Source organism: Rhizobium sp. 01L410 (genome assembly GCF_056400165.1).
In genome coordinates this window covers 49,380-62,860 of sequence record NZ_JBFTST010000012.1, presented here as the reverse complement: position 1 = coordinate 62,860, position 13,481 = coordinate 49,380, and the positions used below count along the sequence as shown (strand labels likewise).

Annotated in this window: 15 protein-coding genes; 5 read left to right on the top strand and 10 right to left on the bottom strand. The window is 61.1% G+C overall.

Annotated elements, in window-relative coordinates:
• Positions 1–92: 92 nt before the first annotated feature.
• Positions 93–266: a DUF1328 domain-containing protein gene (locus AC1DV9_RS23250; RefSeq protein ID WP_112385643.1), complete on the top strand. Its 174-nt coding sequence runs from the start codon at positions 93–95 to the stop codon at positions 264–266.
• Positions 267–284: 18 nt separating this feature from the next.
• Here the strand turns inward: AC1DV9_RS23250 and AC1DV9_RS23245 are convergent, their stop codons facing one another.
• Together AC1DV9_RS23245 and tal are read right to left on the bottom strand one after the other, a co-directional pair.
• A complete protein-coding gene (locus AC1DV9_RS23245; RefSeq protein ID WP_477950207.1) occupies positions 285–950 on the bottom strand; it encodes a DUF1345 domain-containing protein in 666 nt (221 codons plus the stop codon).
• 92 nt (positions 951–1,042) lie between these two features.
• The gene (gene tal / locus AC1DV9_RS23240; protein WP_112385645.1) at positions 1,043–2,008 is read right to left on the bottom strand and encodes a transaldolase; all 966 of its coding nucleotides are present in this window, start codon (positions 2,006–2,008) and stop codon (positions 1,043–1,045) included.
• 434 nt (positions 2,009–2,442) lie between these two features.
• Between tal and AC1DV9_RS23235 the strand changes: the two genes are divergently transcribed.
• A complete protein-coding gene (locus tag AC1DV9_RS23235) occupies positions 2,443–3,423 on the top strand; it encodes a sugar-binding transcriptional regulator (RefSeq protein WP_477950206.1) in 981 nt (326 codons plus the stop codon).
• Positions 3,424–3,429: 6 nt separating this feature from the next.
• Here AC1DV9_RS23235 and AC1DV9_RS23230 read toward each other — a convergent pair whose 3' ends face one another.
• Complete coding sequence (locus tag AC1DV9_RS23230; RefSeq protein WP_310296808.1) at positions 3,430–4,302, bottom strand: methylated-DNA--[protein]-cysteine S-methyltransferase; 873 nt, start codon at positions 4,300–4,302, stop codon at positions 3,430–3,432.
• 68 nt (positions 4,303–4,370) lie between these two features.
• Positions 4,371–4,868, bottom strand: a complete 498-nt coding sequence (locus AC1DV9_RS23225) for a DUF2244 domain-containing protein (protein ID WP_112537121.1) — start codon at positions 4,866–4,868, stop codon at positions 4,371–4,373.
• Positions 4,869–4,890: 22 nt separating this feature from the next.
• Between AC1DV9_RS23225 and nth the strand changes: the two genes are divergently transcribed.
• Positions 4,891–5,670 carry an endonuclease III gene (nth, locus tag AC1DV9_RS23220; protein ID WP_477950205.1) on the top strand — a complete coding sequence of 260 codons (780 nt, stop codon included), beginning with the start codon at positions 4,891–4,893 and terminating at the stop codon, positions 5,668–5,670.
• Here the strand turns inward: nth and AC1DV9_RS23215 are convergent.
• Positions 5,635–6,210: a TetR/AcrR family transcriptional regulator gene (locus AC1DV9_RS23215; protein ID WP_477950204.1), complete on the bottom strand. Its 576-nt coding sequence runs from the start codon at positions 6,208–6,210 to the stop codon at positions 5,635–5,637. The genes nth and AC1DV9_RS23215 overlap by 36 nt on opposite strands.
• Positions 6,211–6,291: 81 nt before the next feature.
• Here AC1DV9_RS23215 and AC1DV9_RS23210 point away from each other — a divergent pair, with 81 nt between their 5' ends.
• Complete coding sequence (locus tag AC1DV9_RS23210; RefSeq protein ID WP_477950203.1) at positions 6,292–6,717, top strand: VOC family protein; 426 nt, start codon at positions 6,292–6,294, stop codon at positions 6,715–6,717.
• Position 6,718: 1 nt separating this feature from the next.
• Here AC1DV9_RS23210 and AC1DV9_RS23205 read toward each other — a convergent pair whose 3' ends face one another.
• A complete protein-coding gene (locus tag AC1DV9_RS23205; protein WP_477950202.1) occupies positions 6,719–7,432 on the bottom strand; it encodes a sulfate transporter family protein in 714 nt (237 codons plus the stop codon).
• A 235-nt stretch (positions 7,433–7,667) separates the two neighbouring features.
• Here AC1DV9_RS23205 and AC1DV9_RS23200 point away from each other — a divergent pair, with 235 nt between their 5' ends.
• On the top strand, positions 7,668–8,525 hold the full coding sequence (locus AC1DV9_RS23200; protein ID WP_112385652.1) for a MurR/RpiR family transcriptional regulator: 858 nt from the start codon (positions 7,668–7,670) through the stop codon (positions 8,523–8,525).
• On the opposite strand, the gene AC1DV9_RS23195 is transcribed toward AC1DV9_RS23200, so the two are convergent.
• From AC1DV9_RS23195 to AC1DV9_RS23180, 4 genes are all read right to left on the bottom strand, one after another.
• Positions 8,522–10,108 (bottom strand): FGGY-family carbohydrate kinase, encoded by a 1,587-nt coding sequence (locus AC1DV9_RS23195; protein ID WP_477950201.1) that lies wholly within the window; start codon positions 10,106–10,108, stop codon positions 8,522–8,524. The genes AC1DV9_RS23200 and AC1DV9_RS23195 overlap by 4 nt on opposite strands.
• On the bottom strand, positions 10,108–10,797 hold the full coding sequence (locus tag AC1DV9_RS23190) for an HAD family hydrolase (RefSeq protein WP_477950200.1): 690 nt from the start codon (positions 10,795–10,797) through the stop codon (positions 10,108–10,110). Before AC1DV9_RS23190 ends, AC1DV9_RS23195 begins: the two co-directional genes overlap by 1 nt.
• Positions 10,798–10,882: 85 nt before the next feature.
• Entirely contained in the window at positions 10,883–12,364 is a 1,482-nt protein-coding gene (locus AC1DV9_RS23185) for a mannitol dehydrogenase family protein (RefSeq protein WP_477950199.1), read from the bottom strand.
• A 102-nt stretch (positions 12,365–12,466) separates the two neighbouring features.
• On the bottom strand, positions 12,467–13,465 hold the full coding sequence (locus AC1DV9_RS23180) for an ABC transporter ATP-binding protein (protein WP_477950198.1): 999 nt from the start codon (positions 13,463–13,465) through the stop codon (positions 12,467–12,469).
• Positions 13,466–13,481: the final 16 nt, after the last annotated feature.

The following is a 13,481-nucleotide window of genomic DNA, read 5'->3' as shown; positions in this document are numbered from 1 at the left end:
ATCGCCTGTTATTTCAATCGATTTTATTATGCGACGGGAACAAATTGCCGTCTTCCGCGTCTTCTTCTGCGTCCAACACAGAGGAAACCTCCATGCTTAAGTGGGCTCTCATATTTTTCGTCATTTCGCTGATCGCCGGCTTCTTCGGCTTCTCGGGCATATCCGCTGCGACCGCGACGATCGCGCGCGTCCTCTTCGGCATTGCCCTGGTGATCTTCCTGATCTTCCTCGTCCTTGCACTGATGGCAGGACAGGCGATCCTCTAGCGCAAAAAGCGGCGAGCCTCAGAGCAGGCTCGCCCCGACATTGATCGCCAGCGCCAGGATTGTCGTGTTGAAGAGAAACGAAAGCACGGCATGCAGCAGCGCGATCTTGCGCATGGTGCGCGACGACAGGCCGATATCGGCCGTCTGCGCGGCGACACCGATGGTGAAGGAGAAATAGAGGAAGTCCCAATAGATGGGCTCCTCTATCTTGTCGGGGAAAACCAGACCTTCAGCCTTGTCCCGCCCGCCATAAAAACGGTGGGCATAGTGGATGGTGAAGAGCGTGTGCAGGAAAACCCAGGAAATCAGGATGGTGACGATCGCCGCCATGGCCCGTCTCAGCGCCACATCGGCTGGCGCGTCCTTCACCGAATGAAGCTCGAGACCGATACCGGCAATGCTCGCAACGGCGGCGGCGATCGACAGGAACAGCACGAACGTATCGGAAAAATCGAGGTCTTCGGAGCGGCGGCGGATATCGGAAACGGTCGCCCGCAGCATCTTGCGCCAGCTGATGGCGATGAAGACGATCGCCGTCACATTCCAGCCGACCAGCACGTTCTTGGCATTCACGTCGCGGGACGTCAGCAGCAGGAACACAGCAAACCCGGCAGCGAAAGCGATGATGAAACTGCCATGCCTGATTGCATAGGTCATAAACCCGGAGCGCTTCCCGCCTGCCATTCCGCTTCTCCCGTCTCAGCTGATGAAATGAAACATGAAAAAGGCCCGGGCACCATCGGCGTCCGGGCCTTTCAAGGACTTGTGCAAAGGCCTTAGGCAGCAGCGAGCTGCAGTTCCTTCTGCACCATGCCGCGCAGCGTGCCGAGATCCTTGGCGAACGCGCGGATGCCTTCGGCGAGCTTTTCGGTCGCCATCGCATCTTCGTTCATCATCCAGCGGAACGTCTTTTCATCGACGCTGATCTTCGCAGCCGGCTTCACCGTCTCCGGCGACAGCTTGCGCTCGAGCTTGCCCTGGTCGTTCGACAGTTCATCGAGCAGGTTCGGCGCAATCGTCAGGCGATCGCAACCGGCCAGCGCTTCGATTTCACCGGCGCTGCGGAACGAGGCACCCATGACGATCGTCTTGATGTCGTTGGCCTTGTAGTAGTTGTAGATATCGCGAACGGAGACCACGCCCGGATCTTCCTCAGGCGTGTAATCCTTGCCCGTCGACTTCTTGTACCAGTCGAGAATACGGCCGACGAAGGGCGAGATCAGGAACACCTTGGCGTCAGCGCAGGCGACGGCCTGTGCCTTCGAGAAGAGCAGCGTCAGGTTGCAGTCGATGCCTTCCTTCTGCAGCACTTCGGCAGCGCGGATGCCTTCCCAGGTGGATGCGAGCTTGATCAGGATACGGTCCTTCTCGATGCCACGTTCCTTGTAGCCGGCGATGATGCTGTGAGCCTTGTCGATCGAAGCCTTGGTGTCGAAGGAAAGGTCGGCATCGACTTCCGTCGAGACGCGGCCAGGCACCAGCTTCGAGAGCGCGGCACCAACGGAGATCGCCAGGCGATCGGCAACGGCGGCCGAAACAGCCTCGGCATTGCCGCCCTGCTTCTTGCCCCAGGCAACGCCTTCCTTGATCGCATCGGCAAACATCGGCGTGCCGAGTGCCTTCAGAACGATACTCGGGTTCGTGGTGCAATCGACGGGCTTCAGGCGCGCCACCGCCTCGATGTCGCCGGTATCGGCAACCACCGTGGTTATCTCGCGGAGTTGGTCAAGCTTGGATGTCATGGTCAAAATCCTTTGTGACTGAGCTGCGAACCGGCGCGACCTTCGCCCGGAAAAGAGGTGATCTACGGAATGCTGACGTTCGTGTTGCAGGCGAAGAAGCGCGGCTCCATCACGGCTGTTGAGCTAACGGGAGTTGCACCGGCAATGTTCCGGGCCGGAGCCGAAAGAATGGCGCGATAATTCGGCGCAGGCAATGCCTGCGGCACCAAGGCCGGTCCTGACTTTCCGTATGCCCGCACACTGTCCTCCTCGGACGGACAAGAACGACGTCTGTCGCGGATAATATCGCAATTCCGTTCATCGAAAGTCAAGGACATTTGTGCATTTCAATTGACATAAGTGTCACACCCGTCATTATCGGCGGGAACAATGCGATGCCCGAGCGCCTTTCGCTTGCTGCAGGCAATTAGGGTGAAATTCTCGCGGGAGAAGATGTGGTCAAGCTGAAGCGCGGCACGCACACCGCCTATTCCGAAGCTTCCTCGCTGAGGCTCAGGGCGGCGTGGCTCTATTACAATCAGGGCCTCACGCAGAAGGACGTTGCCGAGCAGCTCGGCATCAGCCGTACCACCGTCATCCGCCTCCTCGACGAAGCGATGAAGCGCAGCGAAGTGCAGATCTGGATCAACGATTCGATCGGCGACTGTGTCGAGCTTTCGGTCAAGCTCGAGCGCGCCTACGGCCTTGATGAGGCAATTGTCGTGCCCTCCCCCGCAAACAGCGACGTTAATGCGCTGGCGAAAAGCGTCGGCCTGGCGCTCGGCCAGTTTCTCTCCGAAGCCATCCCCGACAATTACACGATCGGCGTCGGCTGGGGCCGCACGATGACCGCTTCGCTCTCAAGCTTCCGCTCGCCCCGGCGCGACAATTGCAAGGTCGTCTCGCTGCTTGGCGGCGTCGTTGCCGTGCATCAGACCAATCCCATAGATTACACTTGGCGGCTGGCGAGCCAGCTCGGCGCCGAGTGCTACATGTTCCTGGCGCCACTGCTGGTCGATTCCATCGAGACCAAACGCAACCTGATCGATAAATGCGGCCTGGACTCGATCTACCGTCTCGCCGAAAACCTCGATCTGGCAATCGTCTCCTGCGGCGATATCGGCCCGCATTCGACCTCGCTGTCCGAGGGATGGATTTCGAAGGCCGAGCTGCAGGAGCTTATCGACGCCGGCTGCGTCTGCGACACGATGTTCAACTTCCTCGACAGGGACGGAAACACAGTCAATCACTCGATCAACAGCCGCGTCATGTCGGTCGATCTCGACACGCTGAAAAAGGCAAAGCACATAGTACTCTCCTCCGGCGGCGCGCACCGCGCCACCGCCATCCGCGCCACGATCAAGCGGATCGGCTGCAATACGCTGATCACCGACGAGAGCGCGGCGAAGGCATTGTTGGAACTGGCCGAAGCCTGAACGCCCTCAGGCGTGCGCCGACTCCCAGCCGAGCATCGCCCGCTTGCGCGTCAGACCCCAGTGATATCCCGTCAGCGCTCCGCTCTTGCCAAGCGCGCGGTGACACGGCACGACGAAGGAGATCGGGTTGGCGCCGACAGCCGCACCGACTGCACGCATGGCCTTCGGGCTGCCAATGTCATTGGCGATGTCGCTATAGGTCACGGCCTTGCCGAAGGGAATCTTCAGCAGGCTTTCCCAAACCCGAACCTGAAAATCGGTGCCGATCAGCACGACGCGAAGCGGCTGCTCGGATGACCATTTTCCGGGCTGGAATATCCGCTCGGCATAAGGCGCCGTCGCCTGCCGGTCTTCGACATACTCGGCATTCGGCCAACGGCAGGTCATATCCTCCAGGCAGGCCGCCTCGTCGCCGAGATCGCTGAAGGCGAGCCCGGCCAGCCCGCGATCGGTGGCCATTACCAGCGCGACGCCGAAGGGCGAGGTGTGGAAACCGTAGCGAATGGTCAGCCCGCCGCCCCTTGCTTTCCACTCCCCCGGAGACATGGCCTCATGGGTTACGAACAGATCGTGCAGACGGCTGGGGCCGGAGAGACCGACCTCGAAGGAGGTCTCCAGCAACGGCAGCTCTTCCTGGCGCAGCAGCCGCTTGGCGTGATCGAGCGTCACCGCCTGCAGGAAGGCCTTGGGCGAAAGCCCGGCCCAGCGCGTGAAGGTCTTCTGTAGTTGCGTCGGCGATTGGTTGAGGCGCGCTGCGATGTCTTCCAGCGAAGGCTGGTCGCGATAATCCTCGGTGATCAATTCGATGACCCGGCGAACGGTCTCGTAATCGGGACCATCAGGCGTGATGTCTCTGTTCAGATTTGCGATCATGTTCATCGTGTTTCTCCTTGTATAAGGAGATAATCAAGCGGGATCTGCGAAACCACCCGTTTCTTGCGCTGCTTTCAGATCCGCTGCTTCACTGTCGCCAGCGCACCCTTGAAGGCCTTGGCAAAACTTTCGCGATCATCGGGATTGAGGAATGAGCCGATATCCGTGCGCCGCCCCTCACCCGCAACATGCATGGAGAGAATGCCGATCTCCTCATGCCGCCGCACCAGGAAGCGGGTCCAGAACGGATTGAAATGGTGTTCGATCATCTTGCCTGAAGGCGCAAACTTGCGGATCGCCACGTCGCTTCGCGAAACGGTGACCTCCTCCCGCGCACGGCCGGAGCGGTAGTTCAGCCAGAAGGCACCGTAGAGAAGCGCGAAATCGAGACCGAAGAAAAAGCCGATCGGCCAGGCGCCAGTCGCGACGAAGAATACCGCATGCATGAAGCAGACGGCGCCAGAGAGCACCAGCAGCACACGAAATCCCTTGCGGCCGAGCGACCGGTAGGGGAAGAGTTCGGCGGCGAAAACAGGCTGTTCGACCGCGCTGTCGGCGTTGCTTTCCGTCATGGCTGGTGAGTATAGATTGTCGATGGCCGAACCGAAACTCAAATCCGCTTCCCGCATTTCGCAAAACTCAAAAGTGATCGCCCGCCGCAAGACGGCGGCGGTCCGAAGCGCCTATTCCGAAGCCGAGCGGGAAGAGATTTTCCGCCGCTTCTCGATCCAGCGGCCGGAACCGAAGGGCGAGCTGGAGTATAGCAACCCCTTCACCCTGGTGGTTGCCGTGGCGCTCTCGGCGCAGGCGACGGATGCCGGCGTCAACAAGGCGACGCGCGCCCTGTTCAAGGCTGCCGATACGCCGGAAAGGATGCTTGTCCTCGGCGAGGAAAAGGTCCGCGATTACATCAAGACGATCGGCCTCTATCGCAACAAGGCGAAGAACGTCATTGCCTTGTCGCAGATGCTGGTCGATAAATTCGGCGGTGTCGTGCCGCAGACGCGCGAAGAGCTGATCCGCCTGCCGGGCGTCGGCCGCAAGACCGCGAATGTCGTGCTCTCCATGGCATTCGGCCAGGCGACGATGGCCGTCGATACCCACATCTTCCGCATCGCCAATCGCATCAGGCTCGCGCCGGGCAAGACGCCCGATGAGGTCGAAGAGCGCATGATGAAGGTGGTGCCGAAGCAGTATCTCTACCACGCCCACCACTGGCTGATCCTGCATGGCCGCTATACCTGCAAGGCGAGACGCCCCGAATGCGAGCGCTGCGTCATCGCCGATATCTGCAAGTCTGCCGAGAAGACGTGGGACATCCCCGCGCCGCTCGTCGAGCTACCGCCGCAGATGATCGGTGAGGCCGTCGACTAGGCTGGCGATCGCCTGCTCGTAGTCCTCCCGCACCCCACCCTGCTCGATCTCGATAGCAGCGCGATCGAAGGCGGCCGACAACAATGCCGTCAGCGGTCCAAGCTGCGCCGCCGCTGCGGGCAGCATCGCCGCCAAACCCCGGCGCAGGCTTTCCTCCGCATTCTCCCGGTCGATCGCCGAAGCCTCGGCGCCGAGAACCGCTGGCGCCTCCAGCAGCAACAGCCGTGTACGTCCCTCAGCCGCCATGGCATCGAAATAGGCCGATGCACCCGTGAGCAGTGCATCCCTTGGAGATCCCGCATCCGCCGAGCGACTCTCGATCTCCTCCGCCACCTTTTCTGCCTCGAGCTCGATGACCGCCCGGAACAGCGCCCGTTTGTCTTCGAAATGGTGATAGAGCGCCCCCCGCGTCACGCCCGCCGCCGAGACGATGTCCGGCGTCGCGGTCTCGGCATAGCCTTTGTCGACAAAGAGGCGCCGTGCAGCCGCGATCAGTGCCTGCTGCGTCTGTTCGGTTCGTTCGCGATTGGTCCTGGTCATATCGCCTATTTACATACACACCGCATGTATGTTAAACGAAAAAACATACAAACTGTATGTAAATTGAAAAGGAGCAATGAAATGAAATCGACGAGCTGTTATCCGGTCATCATGACCGGCGACGTGGCGGCAACGGCGGCTTTCTACATGACGCATTTCCGCTTTCAGGCGCTTTTCGAAAGCGACTGGTATGTCCACCTGCAATCCGCCGAAGACGAGCGGGTCAACCTCGCGATCCTGGACGGCAGCCACAAGACCATCCCCGAGCAGGCGCGCGGCAAGGTCTCCGGCCTGCTTCTGAATTTCGAGGTCGAGGATGTCGATACAATCTACGCGGCCTGCAAGGCCGCGGGATTGCCGATCATGCGCGATTTGCGTGACGAGGATTTCGGCCAGCGGCACTTCATCACCGCCGACCCCAACGGCGTGCTGATCGACATCATCAAGCCGATCCCACCGAGCGCCGAATTCGCCGCCATGTACGACGCTTCGGCACTGCCAGCCTGATTCAGACTTTGAAAGCGGCATCCTTCTGCGACACCAGCTTGTGCAGGTGCACCATCATGCCTGCGGCAAAGAGCGGCGTCAGAAGGTTGAGAAACGGCACAGCAAGGAAGGCCGCGATGACAAGGCCGCCCAGGAAGACCGTCGATCCGTGCTTTGCCCGGAAGGCGCGGGCCTCCTCCGGCGGCCGGAAGCGCATTGCCGCAAACTCGAAGAATTCCCGCCCGAGCAGGTAACCGTTCACCACGAAGAAGGCGATCAGATTGACGCCGGGGATGAAGAGCAGAAACAGCGCGATCATATTGCCGAGGATCACCACGCCGAGGAACTTGATCGAACTCGTCAACGCCGGTCCAAGCGGCATTGCCGTGCCCGGCCGGTCGTTCGGATAATCGCGTTTCTCCACAACCTCTGCAACGTCATCCAGAAACAGTCCGGCAATCAACGCCGTCACCGGCGACAGAAGCAGGGCAAGGCCGAGCGCCAGCCCAAGGCCGGCGAGAATGGCTAAGACGAAGCTCAGCCAACCCGCCCATTCGGGCATCTGTGGAAAGAAACCAGCAATCCAGGGAAAGAGCAGCGTCGCAAACAGGCTGCGCAGCACGAACCACAGCCCGACCAGCACCAGAAGCGTCAAACCCAGCACCTTCCAGAACACTGAGCGTGTCTCGGGAGCAAGCAGGTTGCGGAAGGACAGGCGGGCGGCGTCAGGGATCATGCGTGGCGTCTCCGTGGTTTGACCCAGGATGTAGGAATCCCCGCGCAGAACGGCAAGCCGAAATAAAAGTACATGCAGCAATGGAAAACTTGTCTGCAATTGAACACTAATATATACTGGAAAATATTCGATCTAAACTTGAGCCTGAGACGCAGCTTCCGGAAATAGTTGCAAACGGCAAGTCTCGCCCGCGCGCATCCGCAAGACGCGTTTTCGCCAGTGAGGGGCCCGTTGCGTGGAAGACTTCGTCCAGAAGCTCAGGCATTACGTGAAGTCCGGCACGCCAGCGGAGCGCCGGATCGCGAAGTATTTCACCGAGCATCTGAACGACCTGCCCTTTGAAACCGCAGCCTCGGTGGCCGACCGGCTGGATCTTAGCCCAATGACGGTCGGGCGCTTCCTGCGGGCGCTCGGCTATCAGGGCCTCGACAGCGTCAAGATCCATATCCGCGAAACGGCGGTCACATCGCCGGTTCAGTTGCAGACCTCGCTCAACGAGCTGCAGACCGACGCATCGAGCGGCAAGCCGCTAGCGCTGCTGGTTACCGAACAGATCCAGGCGATGCACCATATCTACCACCTGACCGCGCAGCCCCAATGGGCCGAGGCGGCGTCAATGATTTCAAGCGCCCGAGAAGTCTTCATCGCCACCCATGTACGCCTGACCGGTTTCGCTTCGCATTTTGCCCAGCGCCTTACCCACGCACGCGATGGCGTTCGCGCGCTCGATGGATCGGGGAGCCGCTTTGCCGAACTCTTCGCCCGACAGACCGGCGAAGGCGCCCTGCTCGTCATCATCGATTGCCGGCGCTTTGCCCGCGCTAGGCTGCTTGCCAGAACAGCAAGGCGCTACGGCTACCGGGTGGTGCTGATCACTGCGGAAAACAATGACTGGATGCCGGAACAGTCGAACATCATGCTGACACTGCCGCCGTCACGCGTGCCGGATGAAGACAACCTGCCGCCGCTGATGGCCCTGCTCGATTGCCTTTCGGAAACGGTGATCGCCGCGGCCGGCGACGAGGCCTTCCAGCGCGAACGCCGCATGGCGGAATTCGGCGCCATCCTCGGCGAAGGCCGCGGCGGCGGCTAATCCATGGCTTCCAGTTCGGCGCGATGCCGGTACATGGCCAGCAGCCGCCGGTATTCGCGGTCGTACATCGCCCGCTTGGCCGCATTCGGGCTGCGTTCGTCGCCGCCGGGATACATTGCGGTTCCGGCCGCTGCCAGATCCTTGTGTAATCCGCAGGCGGCGGAAGCCGCGATCGCCGTACCGAGCAGGACGGCTTCATTCATTTTCGGCACCACAACCTTACATCCCGTCGCGTCGGAATAAAGCTCCATCAGCACAGGGTTCTTCACGTGGCCGCCGGCCACATGCAGCGTATCCGGAACGTAGCCGTATTCTTTCATCGTCTCGAGGATATGGCGGATACCAAGCGCAATCCCGACGGCAGTCCGCCAATAGAGCGCGCAAAGACCGTCGAAGGACGTATCGAGCGTCAGCCCACTGACGACGCCGACGGCGTGGGGATCGGCAAGCGGCGAGCGGTTGCCATGAAAATCCGGTAGCACGAAGATCCTGGCGCCAAGCGCATCGTCGCCTTCTTCAGCACGGAGCTGAGCGACACGGGCGGCGATCTTCTGATGCAGCGCCGCCGTCGGCTCGCCGCCGGCCGCATGCATGCGCACGATATGATCAAGCAGGGCGCCGGTCGCAGACTGGCCGCCTTCGACAAGCCAGGACTGCGGAAACACCGCTTCGTAATATGGCCCCCACATGCCGTGGCTCGGCCGCCGTTCGCGCGAAAACGAAACGATGCAGCTTGATGTGCCGGCAATCAGTGCCAGCTGGCGTTCAAGCTCGCGCGGATCGGCCGCATAGCCGCCAAGAGTGCCGAGTGCGCCCGCATAGGCATCGACCATCCCGGCAGCAACATGGCAGGCCGTTGTCAGGCCGAGCGCCGAGGCCGCCTCCTGCGTCAACGTGCCGACGCTGGAACCGACCGGCACCGTCTCATCAGGCAGGTGTCCCCGCTCTAGCAGATCGTCGAGACCGATCTGCGCCAGGAAGTCCTTCCGCCAGCCGCCTTTCTCATGCGACAGATAATTCCATTTCGCCGTCAGCGTGCAGCGTGAGCGCGCCAGCGATCCGGTCGCCTTCCAGGTCATGAAATCGGCAAGATCGAAGAAGTAGCCGGCATTCATCCAGGTGCCCGGCAGCTTCGTCTTCAGCCACATCAGCTTCGGCATCTCCATCTCAGGAGACATGAAATGCCCGGAATGTTCGAGAACGGCATGCTGCGTCGCCGTGCAGAAATCCGCTTCCTGCAGCGCCCGGTGATCCAGCCAGACGATGGTGTCAAAGCGCTTCTCGCCGCCGGTCGAAACAGAAATCTGCCTGCCCTCGACATCGCGCACGACGAGCGAGCACGTCCCGTCAAAGCCGATCGCACCGATTGAAGCAGGCGCCACGCCCGATTGCTCAACGGCCTTGCGCACCGAGATGCAGACGGCGGACCAGATATTTTCGGAATCGTGCTCGGCGTGGTTTTCCCGCGGCCTGTTCATGATGATTGGATGCTCGGCCTTGCCCAGCAACCGGCCGCCGGCATCGAAGACGCCGGCGCGCGCACTGCCGGTGCCAACATCCACCGCAACCACGTGATCATGCATCAGGGGTGCATCCCATCCAGCTTTTGTTTCTGGATAAGGTGTATCAATTCAGGCATCACGTCAAACACGGCTTCGGGCGAAAGCCGGTCAAGTTCAGCACGATAGCCCTCGAAATTGGCGTGGGAACCGCCTGTAAAGGCAAAGACGCGCATACCGGCGGCCTTTGCCGCCTCGATGCCCGCCGGGCTGTCTTCGATCACCACGCAATTCTTCGGCTCGACCTGCATTTCACGCGCTGCATGCAGAAAAAGGTCCGGTGCCGGCTTGCCGTTTTTCACCATGCTGGCGCTAAAGATATTCGGCAGCTTGCCGATCAGCCCGGTGACGGAAAGTGAAAGCTTGATACGCTCGACTTGGCTCGACGAGGCGACACAGCAGGGAATATCGAGCGCGTCGATGGTCTCGCCGATGCCTTCGATCGGCTTCAGCTCCTTACGGAACCGGCCATAAAGATCGACCCGCATCCGCTCGAGAAACTCCTCGCCGGCATGGACGTGATAGTCGCTCTTCATCGTTTCGATGACAGTCGCGAGGCTCTTGCCCAGAAATCGGCCATAGACCTCGTCTTCGGTGATCGGCACGCCGAGATCGTTCATCGCCTTGACGAGAACGTTGACGGATATCGGCTCGCTATCGACGAGCACGCCGTCGCAATCGAAAATGACAAGCCGTGTCTCAGCATCAGTCATGGAAGACCAACCATCGTTCTAGGACGCATGACCGTCCTGCATCCCGCCAGGCGGCAACGGCGGCATGTGCCGCCGTCATATCTGCTTACACTGCAAGCTTGCCGTCGAGATAGAGCTGCAGCGTCTCGCGAGTGCCCTTTTCCCACAGCGTTTTCAGGGCATGGGCGAAGCGCTTGCGGAAGAGCTCCGACTTGGCGGCTTCACCGAAGATATCGTCGAAGGCGAGGAAGGCCATCGGATCGTCCTTGGCCTTGACCGCCGCCGCATGCAGGCGGTCGGCGCTGGCATCGTTGAAGACGATCTCCTTGCCGCTATCTGTCTTGCCAGCGAAGTAGCGGCACCAGAGCGCCGAAACCAGCGACAGGCCCACCACGTCCCTGCCCTGGCTAAGATTGTCGAGCGTCGAGGGCAGGATGAATTTCGGCTGCCGGTTGGAACCGTCCTGCGCCAGGCGCGGGATGGTGTCGGCAATCTTCGGGTTCAGCAGGCGGCGCTCGATCAGCTCGAAATAGTCCTGCAGCGAGGTATTCGGTACCGGCGGCACGATCGGGATGATCTCGTCCTTCTCGAGCTTCGCCAGGAAAGCGCGGATCAGCGGATCTTCCATCGAGTCGTGAACGAAGTGGATGTCCATCAGCGCCGCGGGATAGGCAATCGCCGCGTGGCCGCCGTTCAGGATGCGGATCTTCATGTGCTCGTAGGGCGTCACATCGGACACGAAGGTGACGCCGACCTTTTCGAGCGCCGGACGGCCTGCGGTGAACTTGTCTTCCAGCACCCACTGCTTGAATTCTTCGCAGTAGACGGGCCAGTTGTCCTCGATGCCGAACTGATCCTTCAGCAGGTCGATCTCGCGCTGGCCGGTTGCCGGCGTGATGCGGTCGACCATGGCATTCGGGAAGGCGACATTGGCCTTGATCCAATCGGCGAAGGCCGGATCCGACAGCTTCGCCGTACCGACGACGGCGTTGGTGGTGACCACGCCGTTATGCGGAATGTTGTCACAGGACATCACCGTGAAGGGAACAAGGCCCTTGTCCTTGCGCGCCTTCAGACCGGCGACGATCAGGCCGAACACGGTCTTCGGCTCGGACGGGTTCTTGCCGTCGGCGGCGATCGCCGGATGCTCCGGATTGAACTTGCCCGATGCGTCGATGAAATAGCCGCCCTCGGTAATCGTCATCGAGACGATCTTGATCGCGGGATCCGCAAGCTTGGCGATGATCGCCTTGGAATCGCCGACCGGCAGAATGTCGATCATCGGTCCGGTAACCCGGGCCGCCGTCTTGTTGTTGTCCTGCTCGACCACCGTCGTCAGGAAATCCTGCGCCGCGAGCTTTTCGCGCATCGACGCATCCGACGGCAGCATGCCGGCGCCGACAAGCGCCCAGTCGTGATCCTGCCCCTCGTTGAAGAGATCGTCGAGATAGATCGCCTGGTGGGCGCGATGAAAATTGCCGACGCCGAAGTGCAGGATGCCGGCTGAGAGCGACGCCCGGCCATAGGTCGGAACCGTGGCCGTCTTGGCCGCCTCGGTAAGCGTTGCCAGCGATAGTTTGCACGTCATGATACAGTCCTCTTGAGGTCTTCCGGAGCGGCCTCCCGCTCCAGGTCTCGGCGGACCGGGCACCGCGCCCGCTCCGCATGGCCACCCCGGCCCGGTCCCGCCTCAGATGGCGAGGCCGCCCTCGTTGAATTTGTGGATACGCGCCTTGTCGGGCGTCACATAAACGGTATCGCCCGCCTTGGCCGCAAAGTCGCCTCCGGCACGCGCGGTCACCGCACCGATGCCCTCGACATCGATATGCAGGAATGTGTCGGAGCCGAGATGTTCGGCAACCGTGACCCGGCCCTTCCAGTCGCCGCTTTCCAGCGACAGCAGCACATGCTCGGGGCGAACGCCGATCGTATGCGCGCCGAGCTGAGCGGCAAGCTGGCCCTTGACGAAATTCATCTTCGGCGAACCGATGAAGCCGGCGACGAAGAGGTTGCGCGGGTTCTTGTAGAGCTCCAGCGGCGAGCCCACCTGCTCGATATTGCCGCGGTTGAGAACGACGATCTTGTCGGCCATGGTCATGGCTTCCACCTGGTCGTGGGTGACGTAGATCATCGTCGTCTTCAGCTGCTGGTGCAGCTCGCTGATCTCCAGACGCATGTTGACGCGCAGCGCTGCATCGAGGTTTGACAACGGCTCGTCGAACAGGAAGGCCGACGGTTGGCGAACGATGGCGCGGCCGATGGCGACACGCTGGCGCTGACCACCCGAAAGCTGACGCGGCTTGCGCTCCAGATAGTCGGTGAGGTTCAGCACGCGCGCGGCGTCGCCGACCTTGCGATCGATCTCAGCCTTGTCCATCCCCGCCATCTTCAGGGGGAAGGCGATATTGTTGCGCACGCTCATATGCGGATAAAGCGCATAGGACTGGAACACCATCGCCAGCCGGCGTTCGGACGACGCCTGCTCGGTCGCGTCCTTACCGTCGATGACGATCTTGCCGCCGCTGACATCCTCGAGCCCGGCGATCAGCCGCAGCAGCGTGGACTTGCCACAGCCCGATGGTCCCACGAAGACGACGAACTCGCCGTCCTTGATTTCGAGATCGATCGAAGGGATGACCTTGGCTTCGCCGAAGACCTTCGAGACTTTCTGAAGGGTAATGCTGCCCATGTTTCTCTCCCTGTCG